At 35.0% G+C, this 20,647-nt stretch carries 14 protein-coding genes and 2 tRNA genes; 12 read left to right on the top strand and 4 right to left on the bottom strand.

Annotation, left to right across the window (positions count from 1 at the left end):
- Positions 1-177: 177 nt before the first annotated feature.
- Entirely contained in the window at positions 178-1,059 is an 882-nt protein-coding gene (gene era / locus BIW12_RS10530; protein ID WP_071185076.1) for a GTPase Era, read from the bottom strand.
- A 203-nt stretch (positions 1,060-1,262) separates the two neighbouring features.
- Between era and BIW12_RS10525 the strand changes: the two genes are divergently transcribed.
- The 5 genes from BIW12_RS10525 (at position 1,263) to BIW12_RS10510 (ending at position 3,523) form a co-directional block, all read left to right on the top strand.
- Positions 1,263-1,335: transfer RNA gene (locus BIW12_RS10525), tRNA-Met, on the top strand.
- Positions 1,336-1,452: 117 nt separating this feature from the next.
- Positions 1,453-1,525, top strand: a tRNA-Met gene (locus BIW12_RS10520).
- Between the two features lie 58 nt (positions 1,526-1,583).
- Positions 1,584-1,838: a GIY-YIG nuclease family protein gene (locus BIW12_RS10515; RefSeq protein ID WP_071185075.1), complete on the top strand. Its 255-nt coding sequence runs from the start codon at positions 1,584-1,586 to the stop codon at positions 1,836-1,838.
- A gap of 187 nt (positions 1,839-2,025) precedes the next feature.
- Entirely contained in the window at positions 2,026-2,208 is a 183-nt protein-coding gene (locus tag BIW12_RS16190) for a GIY-YIG nuclease family protein (protein ID WP_317040856.1), read from the top strand.
- Positions 2,209-2,491: 283 nt separating this feature from the next.
- Complete coding sequence (locus BIW12_RS10510) at positions 2,492-3,523, top strand: LacI family DNA-binding transcriptional regulator (RefSeq protein ID WP_071185074.1); 1,032 nt, start codon at positions 2,492-2,494, stop codon at positions 3,521-3,523.
- A 46-nt stretch (positions 3,524-3,569) separates the two neighbouring features.
- On the opposite strand, the gene BIW12_RS10505 is transcribed toward BIW12_RS10510, so the two are convergent.
- On the bottom strand, positions 3,570-5,498 hold the full coding sequence (locus BIW12_RS10505) for a sialate O-acetylesterase (protein ID WP_083382103.1): 1,929 nt from the start codon (positions 5,496-5,498) through the stop codon (positions 3,570-3,572).
- 174 nt (positions 5,499-5,672) lie between these two features.
- Positions 5,673-7,889, bottom strand: a complete 2,217-nt coding sequence (locus BIW12_RS10500) for a glycoside hydrolase family 3 N-terminal domain-containing protein (RefSeq protein ID WP_083382175.1) — start codon at positions 7,887-7,889, stop codon at positions 5,673-5,675.
- Between the two features lie 232 nt (positions 7,890-8,121).
- On the opposite strand from BIW12_RS10500, the gene BIW12_RS10495 reads away from it, so the two are divergent.
- The 7 genes from BIW12_RS10495 to BIW12_RS10465 all read left to right on the top strand — a co-directional run bounded on the left by BIW12_RS10495 (position 8,122) and on the right by BIW12_RS10465 (position 18,990).
- Positions 8,122-10,287 carry an alpha-glucuronidase family glycosyl hydrolase gene (locus BIW12_RS10495; protein ID WP_071185073.1) on the top strand — a complete coding sequence of 722 codons (2,166 nt, stop codon included), beginning with the start codon at positions 8,122-8,124 and terminating at the stop codon, positions 10,285-10,287.
- 74 nt (positions 10,288-10,361) lie between these two features.
- A complete protein-coding gene (locus BIW12_RS10490; RefSeq protein WP_071186322.1) occupies positions 10,362-13,199 on the top strand; it encodes a glycosyl hydrolase 115 family protein in 2,838 nt (945 codons plus the stop codon).
- A 25-nt stretch (positions 13,200-13,224) separates the two neighbouring features.
- Positions 13,225-14,349, top strand: a complete 1,125-nt coding sequence (locus tag BIW12_RS10485) for an endo-1,4-beta-xylanase (protein WP_071185072.1) — start codon at positions 13,225-13,227, stop codon at positions 14,347-14,349.
- Between the two features lie 26 nt (positions 14,350-14,375).
- Positions 14,376-15,809 carry an MFS transporter gene (locus BIW12_RS10480; protein WP_071185071.1) on the top strand — a complete coding sequence of 478 codons (1,434 nt, stop codon included), beginning with the start codon at positions 14,376-14,378 and terminating at the stop codon, positions 15,807-15,809.
- A 30-nt stretch (positions 15,810-15,839) separates the two neighbouring features.
- The gene (locus tag BIW12_RS10475; RefSeq protein ID WP_071185070.1) at positions 15,840-16,859 is read left to right on the top strand and encodes a glycoside hydrolase family 43 protein; all 1,020 of its coding nucleotides are present in this window, start codon (positions 15,840-15,842) and stop codon (positions 16,857-16,859) included.
- Positions 16,860-17,074: 215 nt separating this feature from the next.
- Positions 17,075-17,929, top strand: coding sequence for a transketolase (locus BIW12_RS10470; RefSeq protein WP_071185069.1), 855 nt, complete (start codon positions 17,075-17,077; stop codon positions 17,927-17,929).
- 107 nt (positions 17,930-18,036) lie between these two features.
- Positions 18,037-18,990 carry a transketolase family protein gene (locus BIW12_RS10465; protein WP_071185068.1) on the top strand — a complete coding sequence of 318 codons (954 nt, stop codon included), beginning with the start codon at positions 18,037-18,039 and terminating at the stop codon, positions 18,988-18,990.
- A 196-nt stretch (positions 18,991-19,186) separates the two neighbouring features.
- On the opposite strand, the gene BIW12_RS10460 is transcribed toward BIW12_RS10465, so the two are convergent.
- On the bottom strand, positions 19,187-20,428 hold the full coding sequence (locus tag BIW12_RS10460; RefSeq protein ID WP_071185067.1) for a cellulase family glycosylhydrolase: 1,242 nt from the start codon (positions 20,426-20,428) through the stop codon (positions 19,187-19,189).
- Positions 20,429-20,647: the final 219 nt, after the last annotated feature.

The following is a 20,647-nucleotide window of genomic DNA, read 5'->3' as shown; positions in this document are numbered from 1 at the left end:
TATCGGGATATATTTTAGATTTTGCAGACTAAATCACATTAGTTTAACAAATCCAAAATGCGGTGTTTTAATTTTTTGCAAAGGTACACTTTAGTTTGCAGTATTCAGCATTAAGTATTCAGTTATTAAAATGCGAAAACTGATTACTACTCCCGAAGCTTCGGGACTGACCACTGATTACTGGTTATAACCAAAACGCTTCAACATATTAGCGTTGCTTCTCCAGTTTTTATTGACCTTCACATACAATTCAATGTGAATTTGTTTTCCGAAAAATTTCTCTAAATCCACACGGGCATCCATTCCTACTTTCTTCAAAGCCGCTCCTTTATGACCAATAACAATACCTTTTTGAGTATCTCTTTCGACCATAATCAGCGAACGAATACGAATAATAGTATCCGTTTCAACAAACTCTTCCGTTACAATTTCTACAGCATACGGAATTTCTTTGCTGTAATTCAACAAGATTTTTTCGCGAATAATCTCATTCACAAAAAAACGTTCCGGTTTATCGGTCAATTGGTCTTTTGGATAATAAGGCGGTGAATCCGGTAATAACGAAATAATTCTTTGAAAAACTTCCGGTACATTAAAGTTTTGTAAAGCCGAAATGGGGTAAATTTCTGCATTCGGCACTTTCTCAGTCCAGAAAGCCACTTGCTGCTCTAATTGCTCCTGATTAGAATTATCAATCTTATTCAACAACAACAAAACCGGAATCTTAGAATGAATAATTTTATTAAAAAAAGCTTCATCTTTCAATTCCTGCTCTCCTATTTCGACCATATAAATCAACACATCAGCATCTTCAAAAGCCGATTTCACAAAATCCATCATCGATTCCTGCATTTCATAAGCAGGTTTGATAATTCCGGGCGTATCCGAAAGTACCATTTGAAAATCGTCACCGTTTACAATCCCCAGAATTCTATGACGGGTAGTTTGCGCTTTTGACGTTATAATAGACAATCGCTCTCCTACAAAGGCATTCATCAAGGTTGATTTCCCTACATTTGGATTCCCTATAATATTTACAAAACCAGCTTTATGTGTCATTTTCTTATAATTTAATGCTGCAAAGGTAGTCATATCAAGCCAATAGACGAAATAAAACATTTTTTAAAATTCGGCATTGTATATGTCGAATTTATTTGTATATTTGCACCCGAAACATCGCGGGATAAAACATTATCCAAATCAGATGGCTCATATCCGCCATGGCGGACACAGGTTCAGAAATTGACAAATTGAAAATATATCGCGGGATAGAGCAGTAGGCAGCTCGTCGGGCTCATAACCCGAAGGTCACAGGTTCGAGTCCTGTTCCCGCTACTAAGATAGCCTTATTGAGATTACAAAACGCACATCGCGGGATAGAGCAGTAGGCAAATCAAAGAGCTCATATCCGCCAAGGCGGACACAGGTTCTAAAAATATATTGAAAATACATCGCGGGATAGAGCAGTAGGCAGCTCGTCGGGCTCATAACCCGAAGGTCACAGGTTCGAGTCCTGTTCCCGCTACTAGAAAAGCTTCATAGAAATATGAGGCTTTTTTATTTATATTTATCAATAAAAACATATGGATGAATTTGTAGTTTATATTCTGTTTTCTGAAAACTTCAATCAGCACTACACTGGATACACTTCCAATGTTATCGACCGCTTCAAATCTCACAATCATTTAGCAACAAAAGGACATACCATCAAATACAGACCATGGATTATAATTCATATTGAATTTTTCAATTCTAAATCTGAGGCAATGAAAAGAGAAAAATATTTTAAAACAGGAATAGGACGAGAATTTATTAAAAACATTATCAAAAACTTATAACTCGTCAAGCTCATATCCGCCACGGCGGACACAGCTTCGAGTCTCCGCCGCGGCTGACTACTAAGAAAACACCACTGAAAAGCTGGTGTTTTTTTTTGTTTAAAAAATATCTATATGGATGAATTCGTAGTCTAAATTCTATAATTCTGGAAAATTTAATCAGCACTACACTGGATACACTTCCAACATTATTGAACGTTTCAAATCTCACAATCATTTAGCAACAAAAGGACATACCATCAAATACAGACCATGGATTATAATTCATATTGAATTTTTCAATTCTAAATCTGAGGCAATGAAAAGAGAAAAATATTTTAAAACAGGAATAGGACGAGAATTTATTAAAAACATTATCAAAAACTTATAATTCGTCAAGCTCATATCCGCCACGGCAGACACAGGTTCGAGTCTCCTCCGCGGCTGACTACCAGAACAGCTTAACATAAATAGAACATTTTTTCCACACCTTAAAACAAATCACTTATTCTTAGCTCTTTTTGAACCTATCCAAACGCATCAAAATATTTTTGTTTAAATTACTATTTGTATTCACCTCAGGCTAACATTGTCACAAGCTAGAAATATTCCTAAAAAACGACAAAGACAATTACTCGAAAATGTATATATTTGTGATTCACACGTTTTAGTTTATGGAAGAAAATAAAGATATTACCATTTATGATATCGCTGAAAAACTGAATCTTGCAACCTCTACCATTTCGAGAGCGTTAAAAGATCATCCGTCAATTAGCGATAAAACGATAAAGAAAGTAAAAAAAACCGCCGAAGAAATGGGTTATGTCCCCAATACTTTGGCAGCAGGACTTCGTGGTAACAAAACCAATACAATTGGTGTTCTAATACCCACCGTTACCCAACCTTTCCTTTCTTCATTAATTAGTGGTATTGAAATTACGGCTCAAAAATCAGGATACAACGTAATTATTATGCAATCACATGACTCTTACGAAGAAGAAGTCAGTTTAGCAAAGTCTTTATACAGCAGTAGAGTAAGTGGTGTAATTAGCTCACTTGCAATGGAAACACGTGACACTTCGCACTTTCAACAATTTGTGAGCAACAATATTCCTTTAGTTTTTGTTGACCGTGTACCCAAAGATTTTAATACGTTCCGGGTTATCATTGATAACTATGCAGCCGGTTACAAGGCTACAAAACATCTTATTGAACAAGGTTGCACCCGTATTGCCCATCTTACCGCCGGATCTGAATTTGGTAATTTGTACAGCGAAAGAAAAAGAGGTTATCTTGATGCTTTAAAAGACCACAATTTACCTTTAATCGAAGAATTAATAGTCAATCTAAAAACAGTTACCTACGAAGAAGGAGCTAAAGCCAGTAACAAATTATTTGATTTAGAACTTCGTCCGGATGGAATTTTTGCTTCCGGAGATATTATAGCTGTTAGTGCTATTCAAACAGCAAAAAAAAGAGGCATTAAAATCCCTGAAGAATTAGCTATAATCGGTTTTAATAATGACCCTATCTCACAAATTATAGATCCTAATTTATCCACCATTACGCATCCCGCTGCCAAAATGGGAAAAGCATCAGCTGAGATTATACTAAAAAACATAAAATCGAATAAAAAAGATGAAGTCAAAGAAATCACTTTTCTAAATACCGAAGTACTGGTTCGGGAATCTTCTAAAAGAATCTAAAAAAGAAACCACGTTAAGCATAATGTCTGCTAACGTGGTTTTTTGATTATTTCTTTTTCACTTCAAAAGGTGTAGCCGGTAATCCTTCTTTCGAAAATAAATTAGCATCTTCTGGATTGTTATCCCAGGCATATCGAACGATTGTGGGATTGCTTATTTTTTCATTCCAGACTTCTACGTTATTACCAATTATTTTAGCCTTTGCCCAGACAAAATTTTTGCCATCATCTGAAATAGCAAAAGATTTTAATTCAGTTCCTTTTTTTACAATTAGTCCTCCTCCACTATTTTTGAAAGAAATAATAGCTTTATCTTTTTCAAAAACAGAAGTATTTGGCATCGGGCTTGAAGCTTGTAATTTACGCTCTCCATAGGCTAACTTTCGAGCCAATAAAGACAAGCGTTTCCCCACATCTTCTTTATTTAAAGGATGAATATCGTTCCACTCTCCCAAATCAATCGTTACTGCCATAGCTGTATTAGGCACGCTTAATGTTTCTAACTGAGCTTGTCTTAAAGCCGCCCAATTGCTTTCTCTAGGTTCTGAAAAAGTTTCCATATAATTAGGCAATTGAACAAAAAGAAAAGGAAAATTACCCTGTCCCCATTTTGTTCTCCAATCCTGTATTAATGCTGGTAAAGCTTTAGCATATAATTTAGGATTTCCTGAATTTGATTCGCCTTGATACCATAAAACCCCTTTAATTTTTAAATTAGTTAAGGGAGCAATCATAGCATTAAACAAACCTTCTGGTTTCCAGCGAATAAAGGTCTCTCCTCTTAACGGCTTCATTGTTGCTCCCAATTTGTATTTCCACAATCCTTTTAAATCGATAGTATCTTTATCTACCGCCAAATAATAAGGTTTGTCCAATACAAATCCTCCCTGTCCGGAATTATTAATCACTCTTATCGAAATAACATTCTTTCCTTCTTTCAAAACAGTTGGTTTTACGGTATATCTGCGTGGCGGATATTGATAACCAGTAGTACCTACTAATTCATCATTGACATAAACAAAATCCTGATCAACAATACATCCCATGAACAATTTAGCTGGCTTTCCTACCATCGATTTAGGGATTTGTATTTCTTTTCTAAACCAAACTGCCCCATTGACATTTCCAATAGACTGACGATTCCAGAATCCAGGAATAGACATTTGTTCCCAGTTTCCATCATCTATTCCTGCTAAATTCCAGTTATTCTTTACCCCTTCATCATTTGCATTCAATAATTGATACCATTCTTCATTTCGTTTTTTATCGGCGGTTTCAATTTCCTTGATATAATCATTGCTCTTGAATTTTTGAGCTTCGTTGTAAGCCTCCGGAAAAGCAGTGAGTGCAGTGTCACTCAACCAAGCTTCTATAGGAGAACCTCCTAATGCTGAATTAATTAACCCAATAGGAACCTGATGTTTCTCATAAATATTTTTAGCAAAAAAATAGGCTACTCCTGAAAAATTAAGCACCGTTTCAGGACTTGCAGAAATCCAATTTCCCGAATCTAAATCGGCTTGCTCTTTTTGAAAATTGTATTTATCTGGCACTAAAAAATGTCTAATATTGGCATTTTTTGCGTTTTTAATCACCTCTCCATACTTTTCTTTGAGGCGTTCCATAGGAAGTTCCATATTTGACTGTCCCGAACAAATCCAAACATCGCCAAATAGAATATCTTTGATTACAATTTCATTACTAGCCTTAAGAGCCATTTGGTAAGGTCCTCCTGCTTTTTCAGCCTGCAAAATAATATTCCAATTTCCTTCTTGATCCGCTTCTGTAAAATACACTTTGGATTTGAATTCTAACTTGATTTTTTCCTTTGGTGAAGCCCATCCCCAAATTTTTACTTTTTCATTTCTTTGCAAAACAACCCCATCACTAATTAGTTTAGGAAGTTTAATTTGAGAAAGAATCATATTAGATGGAATGAAAAGCAGAACAATTAATGCATTTTTTAATTTATTCATTTTGTATGTTTTTATTTTTATAAAAGCTTTGAATTGCCTCCAGCTTTAGCTGGAGAAATAGAATTAAGAATTGAATTCATTGGCTTTAGCCAAAATTATTTTTCTTTTAGCTAAAGCCGATTTCATATTTATTTTACTCCAACTAAAGCTGGAGGCAATTCAAAGCCCTATTTACTATTTCACATTAATTATAACTTCAGACATTTTAGGCGCACCTAATTCAAAACTTCTTTTCATTGGACTGGATCCTCCCACATAAATTTTGAAATCTCCTGCTTCCATAACCCGATTACCTTTATTATTAACCATTTCGAATGCTTCAGGAGTCAAAGTGAATTCAACCTCTTTTACTTCGCCGGGTTCCAAAGTAATTCTTTTCATATTGGCAAGCTGAAAATTAGGCACATCTACTGATGCAACCAAATCCGAAATATACAATTGTACTACTTCATCTGCTTTCACTTTACCTGTATTAGTTACTTTTACGAAAATGCGAAGATTGTCCTTTCTCGAAATTTTATCTGAAAACACTTTTATGTCTCCATAAGAAAAAGTGGTGTAACTTAATCCAAAACCAAACGGATACATCGGATCTTCGTTCATGTATCGATACGTTCTGCCTTTCATCGAATAATCTTCAAATGGAGGCAATTGATCTAAGGATTTTGGAAATGTTATTGGTAATTTTCCTGATGGCGCAGTTCTTCCAAAAAGAATATCAGCTACAGCAGTCCCTCCTTCTTCTCCCGGATACCAAGCCAATAATACTGCATCTGACAACTCCTGTACTTCGGCAAGATTCATTGGACTTCCTCCTGTAATTACAGTTACAATTGGATTTTTATCATTCGGATTTTTATCTGCTGTTTTTCTTAATTCTTTTAAATAATCTATTTGATTTTGAGATAAATTATAATCCAGTCTATCTCCTGCTGTGGAAGAATCTAATGAATCTCCCTCCTCTCCTTCTATAGTACTCGAAACACCCAACACAACAATTGTTACATCACTATCCCCTGCATTGCCGGTAGCATAATTAATAGGATTTATAGATTCTTTATTGAGCATTGCTCCTAAACGATATTGCAACTGACTTGCCGGACTTATAGAAGCAGTAATTCCCTCTAAAATAGTTACCATATTAGGATTTATACCATAATAATTTCCTAAAAGGACTTCGATACTAGCTGCATTTGGCCCTGTTACAAAATATTTAGAAAGGTCATTTTTTAATGGTAAAATCCCATTATTTTTTAACAAAACCATACTCTTTTGAGCCACTTCCCTTGCTAATTCCCGATGTGCTTTACTATTAACAACTTCAGGTGCAATAGCATCATAAGGATTACTTCCCATAGGGTCAAACAAGCCCAGTTTGAATCTGGTTTGCAACAAAATTGCCAATTGCTTATCAATATCTTTTTCAGTTATCAATCCATCCTTAACAGCCTGAGGAAGTGATTTATAAGAATCTCCACAATTCAAACTTACCCCGCTTTTTAAAACTAATGCAGCGGCTTCGGATTGGGTTTTCACAATCCCATGCCCTCCTTTATCTTTGGGAACATAAAAATCATCAATAGCTCCGCAATCGGTTACCACATGACCTTTAAACCCCCATTGTTTCCTTAAAACATCAGTAATTAAATATTTATTAGCACAACAAGGTTCGCCATCGGTACTGTTATAAGCACACATTACGGATTCAACCTTAGCTTCTACCAATGCCTGAAAAGCAGGTAAATAGGTTTCCCATAAATCTTTTGGAGTAACTTCGGCATTAAATTCATGTCTTACTTTTTCCGGACCACTATGCACAGCAAAATGTTTAGCACAAGCAGCTGTTTTTAAATAAATAGGATTATCCCCCTGCAATCCTTTTACAAATTCAGTACCTATCATAGCCGTCAAAAAAGGATCTTCTCCATAAGTTTCCTGCCCACGACCCCAACGAGGATCTCTAAAAATATTAATATTAGGTGTCCAGAAAGTCAGACCTCCGTATTGTTTATTATAGCCTTTGGCTTTTGCAACATTATACATTGCTCTGGCTTCATCTGAAATGGCAGTAGAAACCTTAAGTGCTAAATCGGTATCAAAAGTAGCCCCTAAACCTATAGCTTGGGGGAAAACTGTAGCAGTGCCCGAACGTCCCACACCATGAAGCGCTTCATTCCAATAATCATAAGGTGCAATATTTAATCTCTTTATTTCCGGGGTAGCATTCATCATTTGCTCTACTTTTTCCTCTAAAGTAAGTCTGGAAATCAAATCCTGAACCCTTTGATCAATCGGTAATTTTGTATTATAAAAAGGTAATGTCTGACTCTGACAATGAAGAGCAACAAGCACCATTAACAACATGCCTGATTTTTTAAAATTAACACTCATAAGTAGATTTTTGTTAGTTATTATCTCTTTTTTCAATGAATATAAAAAAAATATGAGATTTTTTTTTTTTATATCATACAATGTTTTACTTTTACGCAACCGATTGCAAATATAAATAAAAAACGATACAAAGATTAAGACTGTAAAAAAATTATAACATGTACTCATAACTCAAACAGAGAGTAAATTCAACTGATGTGTTAAAAAAATCGTTATATAAAATCAATACTAAATGAATCAGCCATTATTTCTATATATCCTATTGCAACTATCTTTTTTGATAGCTCCATTTAATATGTCTGCACAGGAGGATTATAAATTGTGGCTTCAGTACAAAAAAGTGCAAGACACTAAAATAGCAACAAATTATCATTCAAAAATTAATGGAATTGTTGCCTTAGGTAATTCTGAAACTATTCAGACTGCAATAAAAGAAATACAATTGGGTCTTTCTGGTTTAATAGGTCATCAAATTACTCTTCAAAAAAACACGAATACTGAAAACATGTTGATTTTAGGCAATCAATCTTCTTTAGATGAAGCTGTGCTTAAAAATGTAAAAAGTGAGTTTGACTTGATTAATAATGAAGGATATATTATAAAAACCATTCAATTAAAAAATAAAAAACATATCCTAATTACGGCAAAAACAGATATAGGAGTTTTATACGGAGTTTTTAATTTTTTAAAATTACTTCAAACCAATCAACAGATTGAAAATCTAGCAATTACTGATTCTCCTCGAATAAACATCCGAATGCTGAATCATTGGGATAATTTAGATCGAACAGTCGAAAGAGGTTATGCTGGATTTTCGCTTTGGAACTGGCAAAAACTGCCTGATTTTATTGACCAACGTTATATTGATTATGCCCGCGCCAATGCTTCTATCGGGATCAACGGCACAGTTATTAATAATGTAAATGCCAATGCTTTGATATTAACACCTCAATATTTGGAAAAAGTCGAGGCTTTAGCCAAAGTGTTCAGACCTTATGGAATAAAGGTATATTTAACGGCTCGTTTTTCGGCACCAATAGAAATTGGAGGATTAAAAACTGCTGATCCATTTGATGCTGCCGTTAAAAATTGGTGGAAAGAAAAAGCAGCAGAAATTTATGCTAGAATTCCCGATTTTGGTGGATTCTTGGTAAAAGCAAATTCTGAAGGGCAACCTGGTCCACAAAATTATGGTCGAAATCACGTTGATGGTGCAAATATGCTTGCTGATGCTGTTGCTCCGTTTGGAGGAATTGTAATGTGGAGAGCCTTTGTTTATTCAGAACACGATGTTAACGACAGAGCAAAACAGGCTTATAGCGAATTTGTTCCTTATGATGGTCAATTCAGAAATAACGTAATTGTTCAGGTAAAAAATGGAGCGATTGATTTTCAACCCAGAGAACCTTTTCATCCAATGTTTGGCGCAATGCCTAAAACTCCTTTGATGATGGAATTCCAAATCACTCAGGAATATTTAGGATTCAGTACGCATTTAGTATATCTGCCGAAATTATACCAGGAAGTCTTAGAATCTGATACGTATAGTAAAGGCAAAGGCTCTACTGTTGCCAAAATAATTGACGGAACAGTAGACAACCATAAAATTTCAGGAATAGCTGGAGTGGCTAATATTGGAAATGATATTAACTGGACAGGACATCCTTTTGCACAAGCTAATTGGTATGGATTTGGACGACTGGCCTGGAATCCGTATCAAGACTCGGAAACTATCGCTGAAGACTGGTTGCGAATGACTTTTTCGAACGACGAAAAATTTATAAAACCTGTAAAAGAAATGATGCTAGAATCCAGAGAAGCTGTAGTAAATTATATGACTCCTTTGGGCTTACATCATATTATGGATACTGGTCATCATTATGGTCCAGGACCTTGGGTAAGTAATTTATCCAGACCCGATTGGAATCCTACTTATTATCACAAAGCTGATACCAAAGGAATCGGATTTGACCGTTCTAAAACAGGAAGCAATGCAACCGCACAGTATAGTCCTGAAGTGGCTAAAATATTTGATGATGTAGCAAACTGTCCAGAAAAAGATCTGTTGTGGTTTCATCATATATCCTGGGATTATAAATTGAAAAATGGTGAAACGCTTTGGAATTCTTTAGCATTAAAATACCAGGAAGGTGTAAATCAAGTGGAATCAATGAATACAACCTGGAATAAAATGGAACAGTATGTTGACCAAGTGAGATTTAAAGAAGTTCAAATGTTGCTCAATATTCAGCATAAAGAAGCCAAATGGTGGCGTGATGCCTGCCTGTTGTATTTTCAACAATACTCTGGAAAAGAATTACCTAAATCAGTTGAAAAACCAACCCAAACATTAAATTATTTTAAATCATTAAAATTTCCATTTGCACCAGGGAATTAATAAAGAAAACAGCATAAATAATGAGATTTTCAATTCAAAAAAATACATTTCTAGCGCTATTATTGTTTTCAATAATGAACATTGGCTATGCCATTAATCCAAATAAATATGTAACCAATAAAGCTTCTAAAGAAAGTTTTCCTTTGGCTTCGAATGGAAAAGTAGCTTCTCTACTAGTAAGTGATGTAGATTTCCCGGGAGTATTGCGTGTGGTGAATCATCTTCAAAATGACATTCGTTTAGTAACTAGTATTTCACCAAATATTATCAATAAAAGCAGTACCGAAAACTACGTTGTAATTATTGGTACTTTAGGTAAAAGTCCTATCATTGATCAACTAGCCCGAGAAGGCAAAATTGATACCAGTCAACTGCAAGGAAAATGGGAAAAATTCACCACTCAAGTTGTCAATAATCCTATTGCGGGAGTTCAAAAAGCATTAGTGATTGCTGGTTCAGACAAAAGAGGAACTATCTATGGAATTTATGATCTTTCTAATCAAATTGGCGTTTCGCCTTGGGGATTTTGGGCTGATGTTCCTTCAAAAAAACAATCGGAATTACACGTACTTCCTGGCGTTCATACTTTGGGAGAACCAAAAGTAAAATACCGCGGTATTTTTATCAATGATGAAGCTCCTGCCCTTACGGGTTGGGTTCGTCAGAATTACGGAAAATTTAATGCTAAATTCTACGATAAGGTTTTTGAATTAATCCTTAGAATGAAAGGAAATTATTTGTGGCCAGCCATGTGGGGCGAAAAATTTTATGCCGATGATCCTCAAAACGGAATTCTGGCTGACGAATATGGAATTGTTATGGGAACTTCTCATCACGAACCTTTAGCAAAAGCGCATCAAGAATGGAATAAGTCTGTTAATGGAGTATGGGATTTTAATAAAAATCCAGAAGGTTTAAAGAAATTCTGGACTGCTGGAATGGAGCGAATGGGAAATAAGGAAACCTTGGTAACTATTGGTATGCGTGGCGATGGTGACGAACCCATGACTGAAGGAACCGCTATTGATTTATTAGAAAACATTGTTAAGACTCAACGTGAAATTATAACCAATGTCACTAAAAAACCAGCGGAAGAAACACCTCAAATCTGGGCTTTGTACAAAGAAGTTCAGGAGTATTATGACAAAGGAATGAAAGTGCCTGATGACGTTACTTTATTGTTGTGTGACGACAACTGGGGAAACCTAAGAAAATTAACTGCACTGGATGCAAAACCTAGAAAAGGTGGCTATGGAATTTACTATCATTTTGATTACGTGGGAGGTCCAAGAAGTTACAAATGGATTAATTCTAACCAAATAGAACGTACCTGGGAACAAATGCATCTGGCATATGAACATGGTGTTGATAAAGTCTGGATTGTAAATGTGGGAGATATAAAACCAATGGAATTCCCTATCGAATTCTTCTTAGATTATGCGTGGAATCCGGAATACTGGAATGAAACCAATTTAAATGACTATTATTTGCAATGGTCAAAGGATAATTTTGGAGGACAAAATACCGAAGAAATTGCCAATCTATTAAAGATGTATTCTAAATACAATGCCAATAGAAAACCAGAACTATTAGATCCTTCCAGCTATAGTTTAATCCATTATAATGAAGCTGAAAATGTAGTTTCAGACTATAATAAATTGGCTCAAAAAGCACAAGAAATCAATGCACAGCTTAAACCGGAATACAAAGATGCTTTTTACCAATTGATTTTATATCCTGTTTTGGCCAGCGCCAATTTAAATGAATTGTATGTTACCACAGCAAAGAACAATTTGTATGCTAGTCAAGGTAGAGCAGCAACCAATGAATATGCTGAGAAAGTAAAAACGTTATTTGATAAAGATGCTGAACTTTCGAGCTATTATCATAAAACAATGGCGAATGGAAAATGGAATCACATGATGTCCCAAACGCATATTGGATATAAAAATTGGCAGGACCCAAAAACAAATATTATTCCTAACACTAAAACTATTGAAGTCCCTGTTAAAGCTGAATTAGGAGTTGCCATTGAAGGTTCAACAAATTGGTGGCCAAATGCAACAGAAAAAGCAGTATTGCCAAGCTTTAATTCTTCTGAAAACAGCACTTCTTACATTGATATTTTCAACAGAGGTACGACGCCTTTTGACTTTAAAATTACATCAAAATCAAATTGGATAAAATTTTCTAAAACCAAAGGAAACATTGGCAAACAGGAAAGAATATTTGTAGAAATAGACTGGAAAAAAGCACCTCAAGGCAGTCAAACAGCTGCTGCAGTGATATCAGGAGCTGGAAAAGAAATTCCAATCAATATCAAAATAAACAATACTAAAACAGATAATGCTAAAGGTTTTGTTGAAAATAATGGATACATCGTTATCAAAGCGGTAAATTTTTCCAATAAATACGAACCGGAATCTTTTAAATGGAAAATAGTTCCTAATTTAGGAAAAACCGATGGAGCTGTAATTTCATCACCTATCAAAAAAGGACGGGTAGAACTGAATGAAAATTCTCCAAAACTATCTTATAATGTTCATCTTAAGAATACAGGAATAGTAAAAGTTCAAATGCATTTTTCTCCTACAATCAATTATTCTACAAGAGAAGGCATGTATTATGGATTATCATTTGACAACGAAAGTCCAACCAAAGTAAACTATGCTTCAGACCCAATTATTTTTGATTATAATGGAAAAGTGACAAAGAATTGGGACAAAAATGTTACTAACAACATCAAAATTATTACAACTGAATTTAAAATAGATAAAGCAGGAAATCATACCTTAAATTATTATCGAATGGATGAAGGTTTAGTACTTCAAAAAATTATTATCGAAACAGAAAAAAGCGAATTAAAACCAACCCTTCTCTGTCCTTCTGAGAGTTCAAACATAAAAAATTAATCAAAAAAATATAAAATCAAAAAATATGAAACCAACCAAATCCTTTTTATTCTTCTTCTCGGCAATACTTGCGTTAAGTAGTTGTAACAATAAAATCAATAGCCAATCTGCAGCAAAAAATTCTCTTAAAAATGCATACAAGGGTGATTTTTACATTGGAACAGCCTTAGATATTAATCAAATTGAAGAAAAGAATCCTAAAGTAACTAATCTAATTTCAAAAGAATTCAACAGTATCACTCCCGAAAACATTATGAAATCAATGTTTCTTCAACCCGAAGAAAATAAGTTTGATTTTGATGTAAGTGATAAGTATGTCGCTTTTGGACAAAAACACAAAATGTTTATTCATGGTCATACCTTGGTATGGCATAGTCAATTAGCTCCCTGGATGTCAAAAATAAAAGACAGCGCAAGTATGGCTAAAATGCTAACCAATCATATTACTACTGTAGTAAAAAAATACAAAGGAAAAATTGACTCCTGGGATGTTGTTAATGAAGCACTTAATGAGGATGGTTCATTAAGAAAATCAGTCTTTTTAAAAACTTACGGAAAAGATTTTATTACTCATGCCTTTAAAACAGCAGCTGAAATAGACTCAAAAGTAGAATTATATTATAATGATTACAATCTATGCAATGCTAAAAAAAGACAAGGAGCTGTTGAATTGGTAAAAAATCTTCAAAAAAACGGAGTTAAAATTGACGGAGTTGGAGAACAAGGTCATTGGCATTTAGACACACCCACTCTTGAAGAAATTGAACAAACTATTTTAGATTTTTCTACTCTTGGAGTAAAAGTATCTTTCTCTGAATTAGATATTTCTGTACTTCCAAGCCCTTATGGATTACAAGGTGCTGAAATAAGCCAAAGATTTGAGAATAACGAAAAAATGAATCCCTATCCTAAAAGCTTACCCGATTCTATGCAGGTTAAACTTGCTCAACGCTATAACGACATCTTTAAATTATTTTTAAAACACAAAGACAAAATAAGCAGAGTTACATTTTGGGGAGTTAATGATACTCAATCCTGGTTAAACGATTTTCCTATTAAAGGAAGAACAGATTATCCATTATTATTCGATACGAATTTACAACCTAAGAAAGCCTATGAAAGCGTTATCTCTTTGAAAGCAAAAAAATAAATCCACCTACTAAAACAAAAAATTAAATGACATCTATTTCACAAAAATTATCCATAAAAGAAAAAATTGGATACAGCTTGGGAGACCTTGCTGCCAACTTGGTTTTCCAAACCTTGATGACTTATCTTGCTTACTTTTATACGGATATATACGGTCTGTCTCCTTCCGATTCGTCAATAATTATGTTAAGCGTTGGATTAGTAGCTGCTTTTATCTTTAATCCAATTATAGGCGCCATAGCTGACAGAACGAATTCCAAATGGGGGAAATTTCGCCCTTGGATTTTATGGACTGCAGTTCCTTTAGGAGTCATTGCTTTACTGGCTTTTACTACTCCTGATTTTTCATACAAAGGCAAAGTGATTTATGCTGTTATAACTTATACTTTATTACTCTTATTTTATGCAGGTAACAACCTTCCCTATTCCGCTTTAAGTGGTGTTATCACTGGTGATATGGGAGATCGCAACAGTCTTTCGTCTTATCGTTTTGTTGCTGTTATGTTTGCTCAGTTTTTCGTGCAGGTTTTCATGCTCGGAATCATTAAAAGTGCAGGAAATGGTGATAAAGCCATTGGTATCGAAAAAGTAATGACTGTGTTAGCTATTGTGGGAACCATCATGCTTTTAATTACATTTTTTACTACCAAAGAACGAATTATTCCTAAACCAGAACAAAAATCAAGTGTTGGTGAAGACTTAGCCGATTTAGTAAAAAATAAGCCATGGTTAATTATGCTATCACTAACCACGTTAGTATTTATCACACTCGCGATGAAAGGTGGAGCTTATGTTTATTATTTTGAAAATTATGTAGATAAACAAGAATTAGCCATTGTCATCCAACCTATTTTGGACGTTTTAAACTCCATTGGATTGAATCAATTTGGTGAAGATCCTATTTCTGCCGGTTTCGGATTGTTCAATGCCGGTGGTATCATTTTTATGATTGTTGGAATTACTTTGTCAAAAAGATTAGCCGATAAATATGGCAAAAGAGACATTTTTGGATTTTTCCTTTTTATCTCAACCTTATTCATTATTGCTTTTTATTTTTTCTCTCCGCAATCGGTTTCCCTGATGTTTATTTCCCAAATTTTTCACGGATTTTTCTACGGTATTACCATACCGCTTCTTTGGGCCATGATTGCTGATGTTGCCGATTATTCAGAATGGAAAAACAATCGTCGTGCTACTGCTATTATATTTTCAGCAATGATGGTTGGGTTAAAAGCGGGATTGAGCATTGGCGGAGCCTTAACAACTTCATTATTGGGTTATTTTAACTATACCCCAAACTCATTAGAACAATCCGCAACGGCTATAAACGGAATAAAATTATTAGTAAGCGTATTTCCTGCCATTCCTTTTATGATAGGAGTTGGACTATTGTTTTTCTATGAAATCAATAAAAAAATGGAAGTTCAAATAGAATCGGATTTAAAAGGAAGAAGAGCTTAATCATTTTGCATCACAATAAAATTAAATAAAATGCCAGAAGAAAGTATAAAACATATAGACTTTAATGAATTAGCAAAAACAGCTATATCACAACCATTAGTATCCAATATATACACCGCAGATCCTTCGGCTCATGTATTTAATGGTAAAATTTATATTTACCCATCCCATGATATTGATGCAGGAATACCTTTCAATGATAATGGAGATCATTTTGGAATGGAAGACTATCACGTTATATCAATGGAAAGTGTTACTTCCGAAGCTGTAGATAACGGATTAGCATTGCATGTAGACGATGTCCCTTGGGCGGAAAGACAGATGTGGGCTCCTGATGCTGCTCATAAAAACGGAAAATACTATTTGTATTTCCCAGCCAAACGTGCCAATGGAATTTTCCAAATTGGAGTAGCTATTAGTGATTCACCAATAGGTCCTTTTTTACCAGAACCCGAAGCCATCAATAGAAGTTACTCTATTGATCCAGCCGTTTTTGAAGACGAAGATGGTAAATATTACATGTATTTTGGCGGAATTTGGGGAGGTCAACTTCAAAAATACAGAAACAACAAATATGCTGAAGAAAACGAAGAACCTTCAGCCGATGAAGCTGCTCTGGGACCAATTGTTGCCTTATTAACAGATGACATGAAGGAATTTGCCGAAGAACCTAAAGAAATCAAAATTCTGGATGAAAACGGCGAAGAAATTTTAGCAGGAGATAATGAAAGACGTTTTTTTGAAGCTTCATGGGTACATAAATACAATGGAAAATATTACTTCTCCTACTCTACCGGTGACACTCATTTTATTTGTTATGCAACCGGTGATAATCCTTACGGTCCTTTTACCTACCAAGGAATAATTCTTAAACCCGTAATTGGATGGACCTCACATCACTCTATTTGCGAAGTGGAAGGAAAATGGTATTTATTTTATCATGATTCCAGCCTTTCTAAAGGAGTAACTCATTTGAGATCTATTAAAGTAACTGAAATTACGTACAATGAAGACGATACAATAATTCCAATAAATCCGTATCTGGAATAAACTTCTAAATTTCAAAAAAATAAAAACACTAGTTTTCTGTTTATTATTGTTTTACCCTTTTTTTGTATCACTACTTTCTCAAAGTAAATAATCTTAATATATATGGATTCCATTAAACATCAATTTATAAAAAAATTGGTGTTGGAGACTTTCTATTGCAAAAAAGTAGCGTTTGGGTAAAATAAATCTAAAGAGATTAATCCTAAAAAAATAAAATGAAACCTAACACTCAACAATTAAACGATTTAATTATCCAAGTAAGAAGAGACATCCTTCGAATGGTTCACGCTGTTAATTCAGGTCACCCGGGAGGCTCTCTAGGCTGTACTGAATTTTTGGTAGCCTTATATCAAAACATAATGGACCGCAAAGAAGGTTGGGATATGGACGGTATTGGTGAAGATTTATTCTTCTTATCAAACGGACACATCTCTCCTGTTTTTTATAGTGTTCTGGCAAGAAGCGGTTATTTTCCAGTTTCAGAATTGGCAACTTTCCGTTTGTTAAATTCAAGATTGCAAGGACACCCAACTACTCATGACAACTTGCCGGGAGTACGTATTGCATCTGGTTCTCTAGGTCAAGGATTATCAGTAGCAATTGGAGCAGCGCAAGCTAAAAAACTAAACAACGACAAACATATTATTTACACACTTCACGGTGATGGTGAATTACAGGAAGGTCAAAACTGGGAAGCTATTATGTATGCTTCTGCTAAAGGAGTAGATAACTTAATTGCAACTGTTGACCTTAACGGAAAACAAATTGACGGTACTACTGACGAAGTTTTAGCAATGGGAAGTCTTCGTGCTAAATTTGAAGCTTTTGACTGGGAAGTGGTTGAAATCACTAAAGGAAATGATGTTGAAGCTATCATTGGAGGAATGGCTGAAGCAAAAGCAAGAACTGGAAAAGGGAAACCAGTTTGTGTATTACTACACACTGAAATGGGTAATGGAGTTGATTACATGATGTACAGTCATGCTTGGCACGGTAAAGCACCTAACGATGCTCAACTTGAAAACGCGTTAGGACAAAATTATAATACTGGAGGCAATTCAGATTACTAATCCCCTCCTAACCTCCCCAAAGGGGAGGAATATCAAAATTAATAAATAACATAAACCCTATTACCCCAATAGGAACTCCCCTCCTTCGGAGGGGTTGGGGGAGGAAAATGAAAAAATATATAAATACAGGAAGTAAAGATACCCGTTCAGGTTTTGGAGTGGGTATGACTGAATTAGGTCAGAAAAATGAAAATGTAGTAGCACTTTGTGCAGATTTAATTGGATCGTTAAAATTTGATGATTTCAAGAAAAATCACCCAGAGCGTTTTTTCCAAATCGGTATTGCTGAGGCAAACATGATTGGAATTGCTGCAGGATTAACTATTGGTGGAAAAATTCCTTTTACAGGAACTTTCGCTAACTTCTCTACAGGAAGGGTTTATGACCAAATTCGTCAATCGGTTGCTTACTCTGATAAAAACGTAAAAATCTGTGCTTCTCACGCCGGATTAACTTTAGGAGAAGATGGAGCTACGCACCAAATCCTTGAAGATATCGGTTTGATGAAAATGTTACCTGGAATGACTGTTATCAACACTTGTGACCACAACCAAACAAAAGCGGCTACAATTGCACTTGCTGATCACCACGGTCCTGCTTACCTGCGTTTTGGACGTCCGGTTGTACCTAACTTTACTCCTGCCGACGAGCCATTCGTAATTGGAAAAGCAATCATGTTAAACGAAGGCACTGATGTAACTATTGTTGCTACAGGTCACTTGGTTTGGGAGGCTTTAATTGCTGCTGAAAAACTAGAAGAAAAAGGAATTTCTGCCGAAGTAATCAACATCCACACCATTAAACCATTAGACGCTGAAGCTATTTTGAAATCGGTAGCTAAAACAAAATGTATCGTAACTGCTGAAGAGCACAACTACCTTGGTGGTCTTGGAGAAAGTATTGCAGGTGTATTAGCTTTACACCATCCTACTCCACAAGAATTTGTAGCTGTTAGAGATAGTTTTGGTGAATCAGGTACTCCTGAACAATTAATGGAAAAATACAAATTAAACAATCAAGCGATTGTTGAAGCTGTAGAAAGAGTTATTAAAAGAAAATAATTCGCCCCGATTCCGATAGCTATCGGGACTTTCGGGACTGAAATAAAAAACGAAACCGTCAAAAGTAAAATTTGACGGTTTTTTTATGGATAAATTATAAGGTACTACATAAGCCTAAAAAAGGCTGCCCGAAAGGGCAGCCTTAATAAAGATAGATTCTCTTTTACTACAAGATTCACTACACTACAATTTAACATTAATTGCAAATAACCATCTTTTTAGCATATTCTTTAAACCATTTATTCACTGGATTTGCACATGCCTGTGGATCATTATCATAAGCAATACCTCCGTTGACAGATCCTTTATCGATAAGATTTTCCGGGGATAAAACATTCCAGCTTACGTTGCCAGATTCATCAGTCAGCACTTTAAAATTAGCACCAAAACCCCATCCTCCTGCGGTTCCAGTTACTCCTCCTTTTCCCCAAACTGCATATTTCTCTGGTCCCCAATCAATTTCTGTAATAGCGATTGGCGCTATATCTGCAACAGGTTTTATGTTTTCATTCCAATTGGCTCTAAACAATGAAGGGCTATTATTGTCTTTTCCCCAATATCCCGGATAGATATGTACAGCATAGCCTATATTCTCTCCTGCAATAGGATTAACTGCATAGCCTTTATATTGTGATTGCCAACCAGAACCTGGAATCCAAAGAATATTATTGGCACCATTCGTTCTAATCATATCGACAATGGGTTGAAAAAACAATTTCAACTGATCAAAGTGAGCTTGGGTATTGGCTCCATAAGTACCATCGGGAAGTTTTATTCTTATAGGTTCATTTGCTAATTCAAACATCACGTGATCTGAATTTTTTAAAGAAGGATGTTTCGATATATAATCCCAAATTACTTTTAAATAATCATGATAAGCATCACCTACTGCTATATGCTCAGGACAAACACCAGGTGGACGCAAAATGATATACATTCCTCTGGTTTTTGCATGTGCAATAAGCGGAAGAATAACATTATCAATTGCCGATTTAAATCTTTCAACATTAAATTGAGAAATATCATTTTCCTGAATACCTGAAACCCCTAAATTGTTTGTCCAATAAGGGTCTATATGCAAGCGCACATAGTTTAGATACCAACCTTGTTTGGCATCAGATAACTTATTCATTACAGCTTTATTATAGGATAAACATGCCGCTACGTCATAATTATTCCAACGCCATTCGCCAACAGCTCCCCCATTGAACCAAGGACTTGGAGTCATGGCAACACCATGCATATTAATTATATTACCACAAGGATCTTTTAGATATTTACCAACTACTTTTAATTTAGGAGTTGCTAATGGCCAGGCAATGGTTTCTTCAACCGGGACTTCTTTTACAGGTTCTGTTTTGGTTGGAGTATCATCCTTTGAACAGGAAAACAAAAACAAAAAAGCAAATTGTATGCTAAATAATTTATATAATTTCATTCTGACTGATTTTAAAATTAATAAACCCTTTGAACGTAATTAAAAAATAAGTACGCCCAAAGGGTAAACTCAAACTAGTTATTTATGATGATTGCAAATAATTGGATAGATTATCCAGCAACTTTACGTTGCCTAGAAAAAATTCATTTGAATAGAGCTTATTTTAGACATTCAAATTTGAACTTCCTAAAAAAATGCAACTTATTGTAAAAAAACTTG

This window comes from Flavobacterium commune, assembly GCF_001857965.1.
Taxonomy (GTDB): domain Bacteria; phylum Bacteroidota; class Bacteroidia; order Flavobacteriales; family Flavobacteriaceae; genus Flavobacterium; species Flavobacterium commune.
Note: the sequence above shows the minus strand (reverse complement) of the source record. Positions and strands in the feature narration are given on the sequence as shown.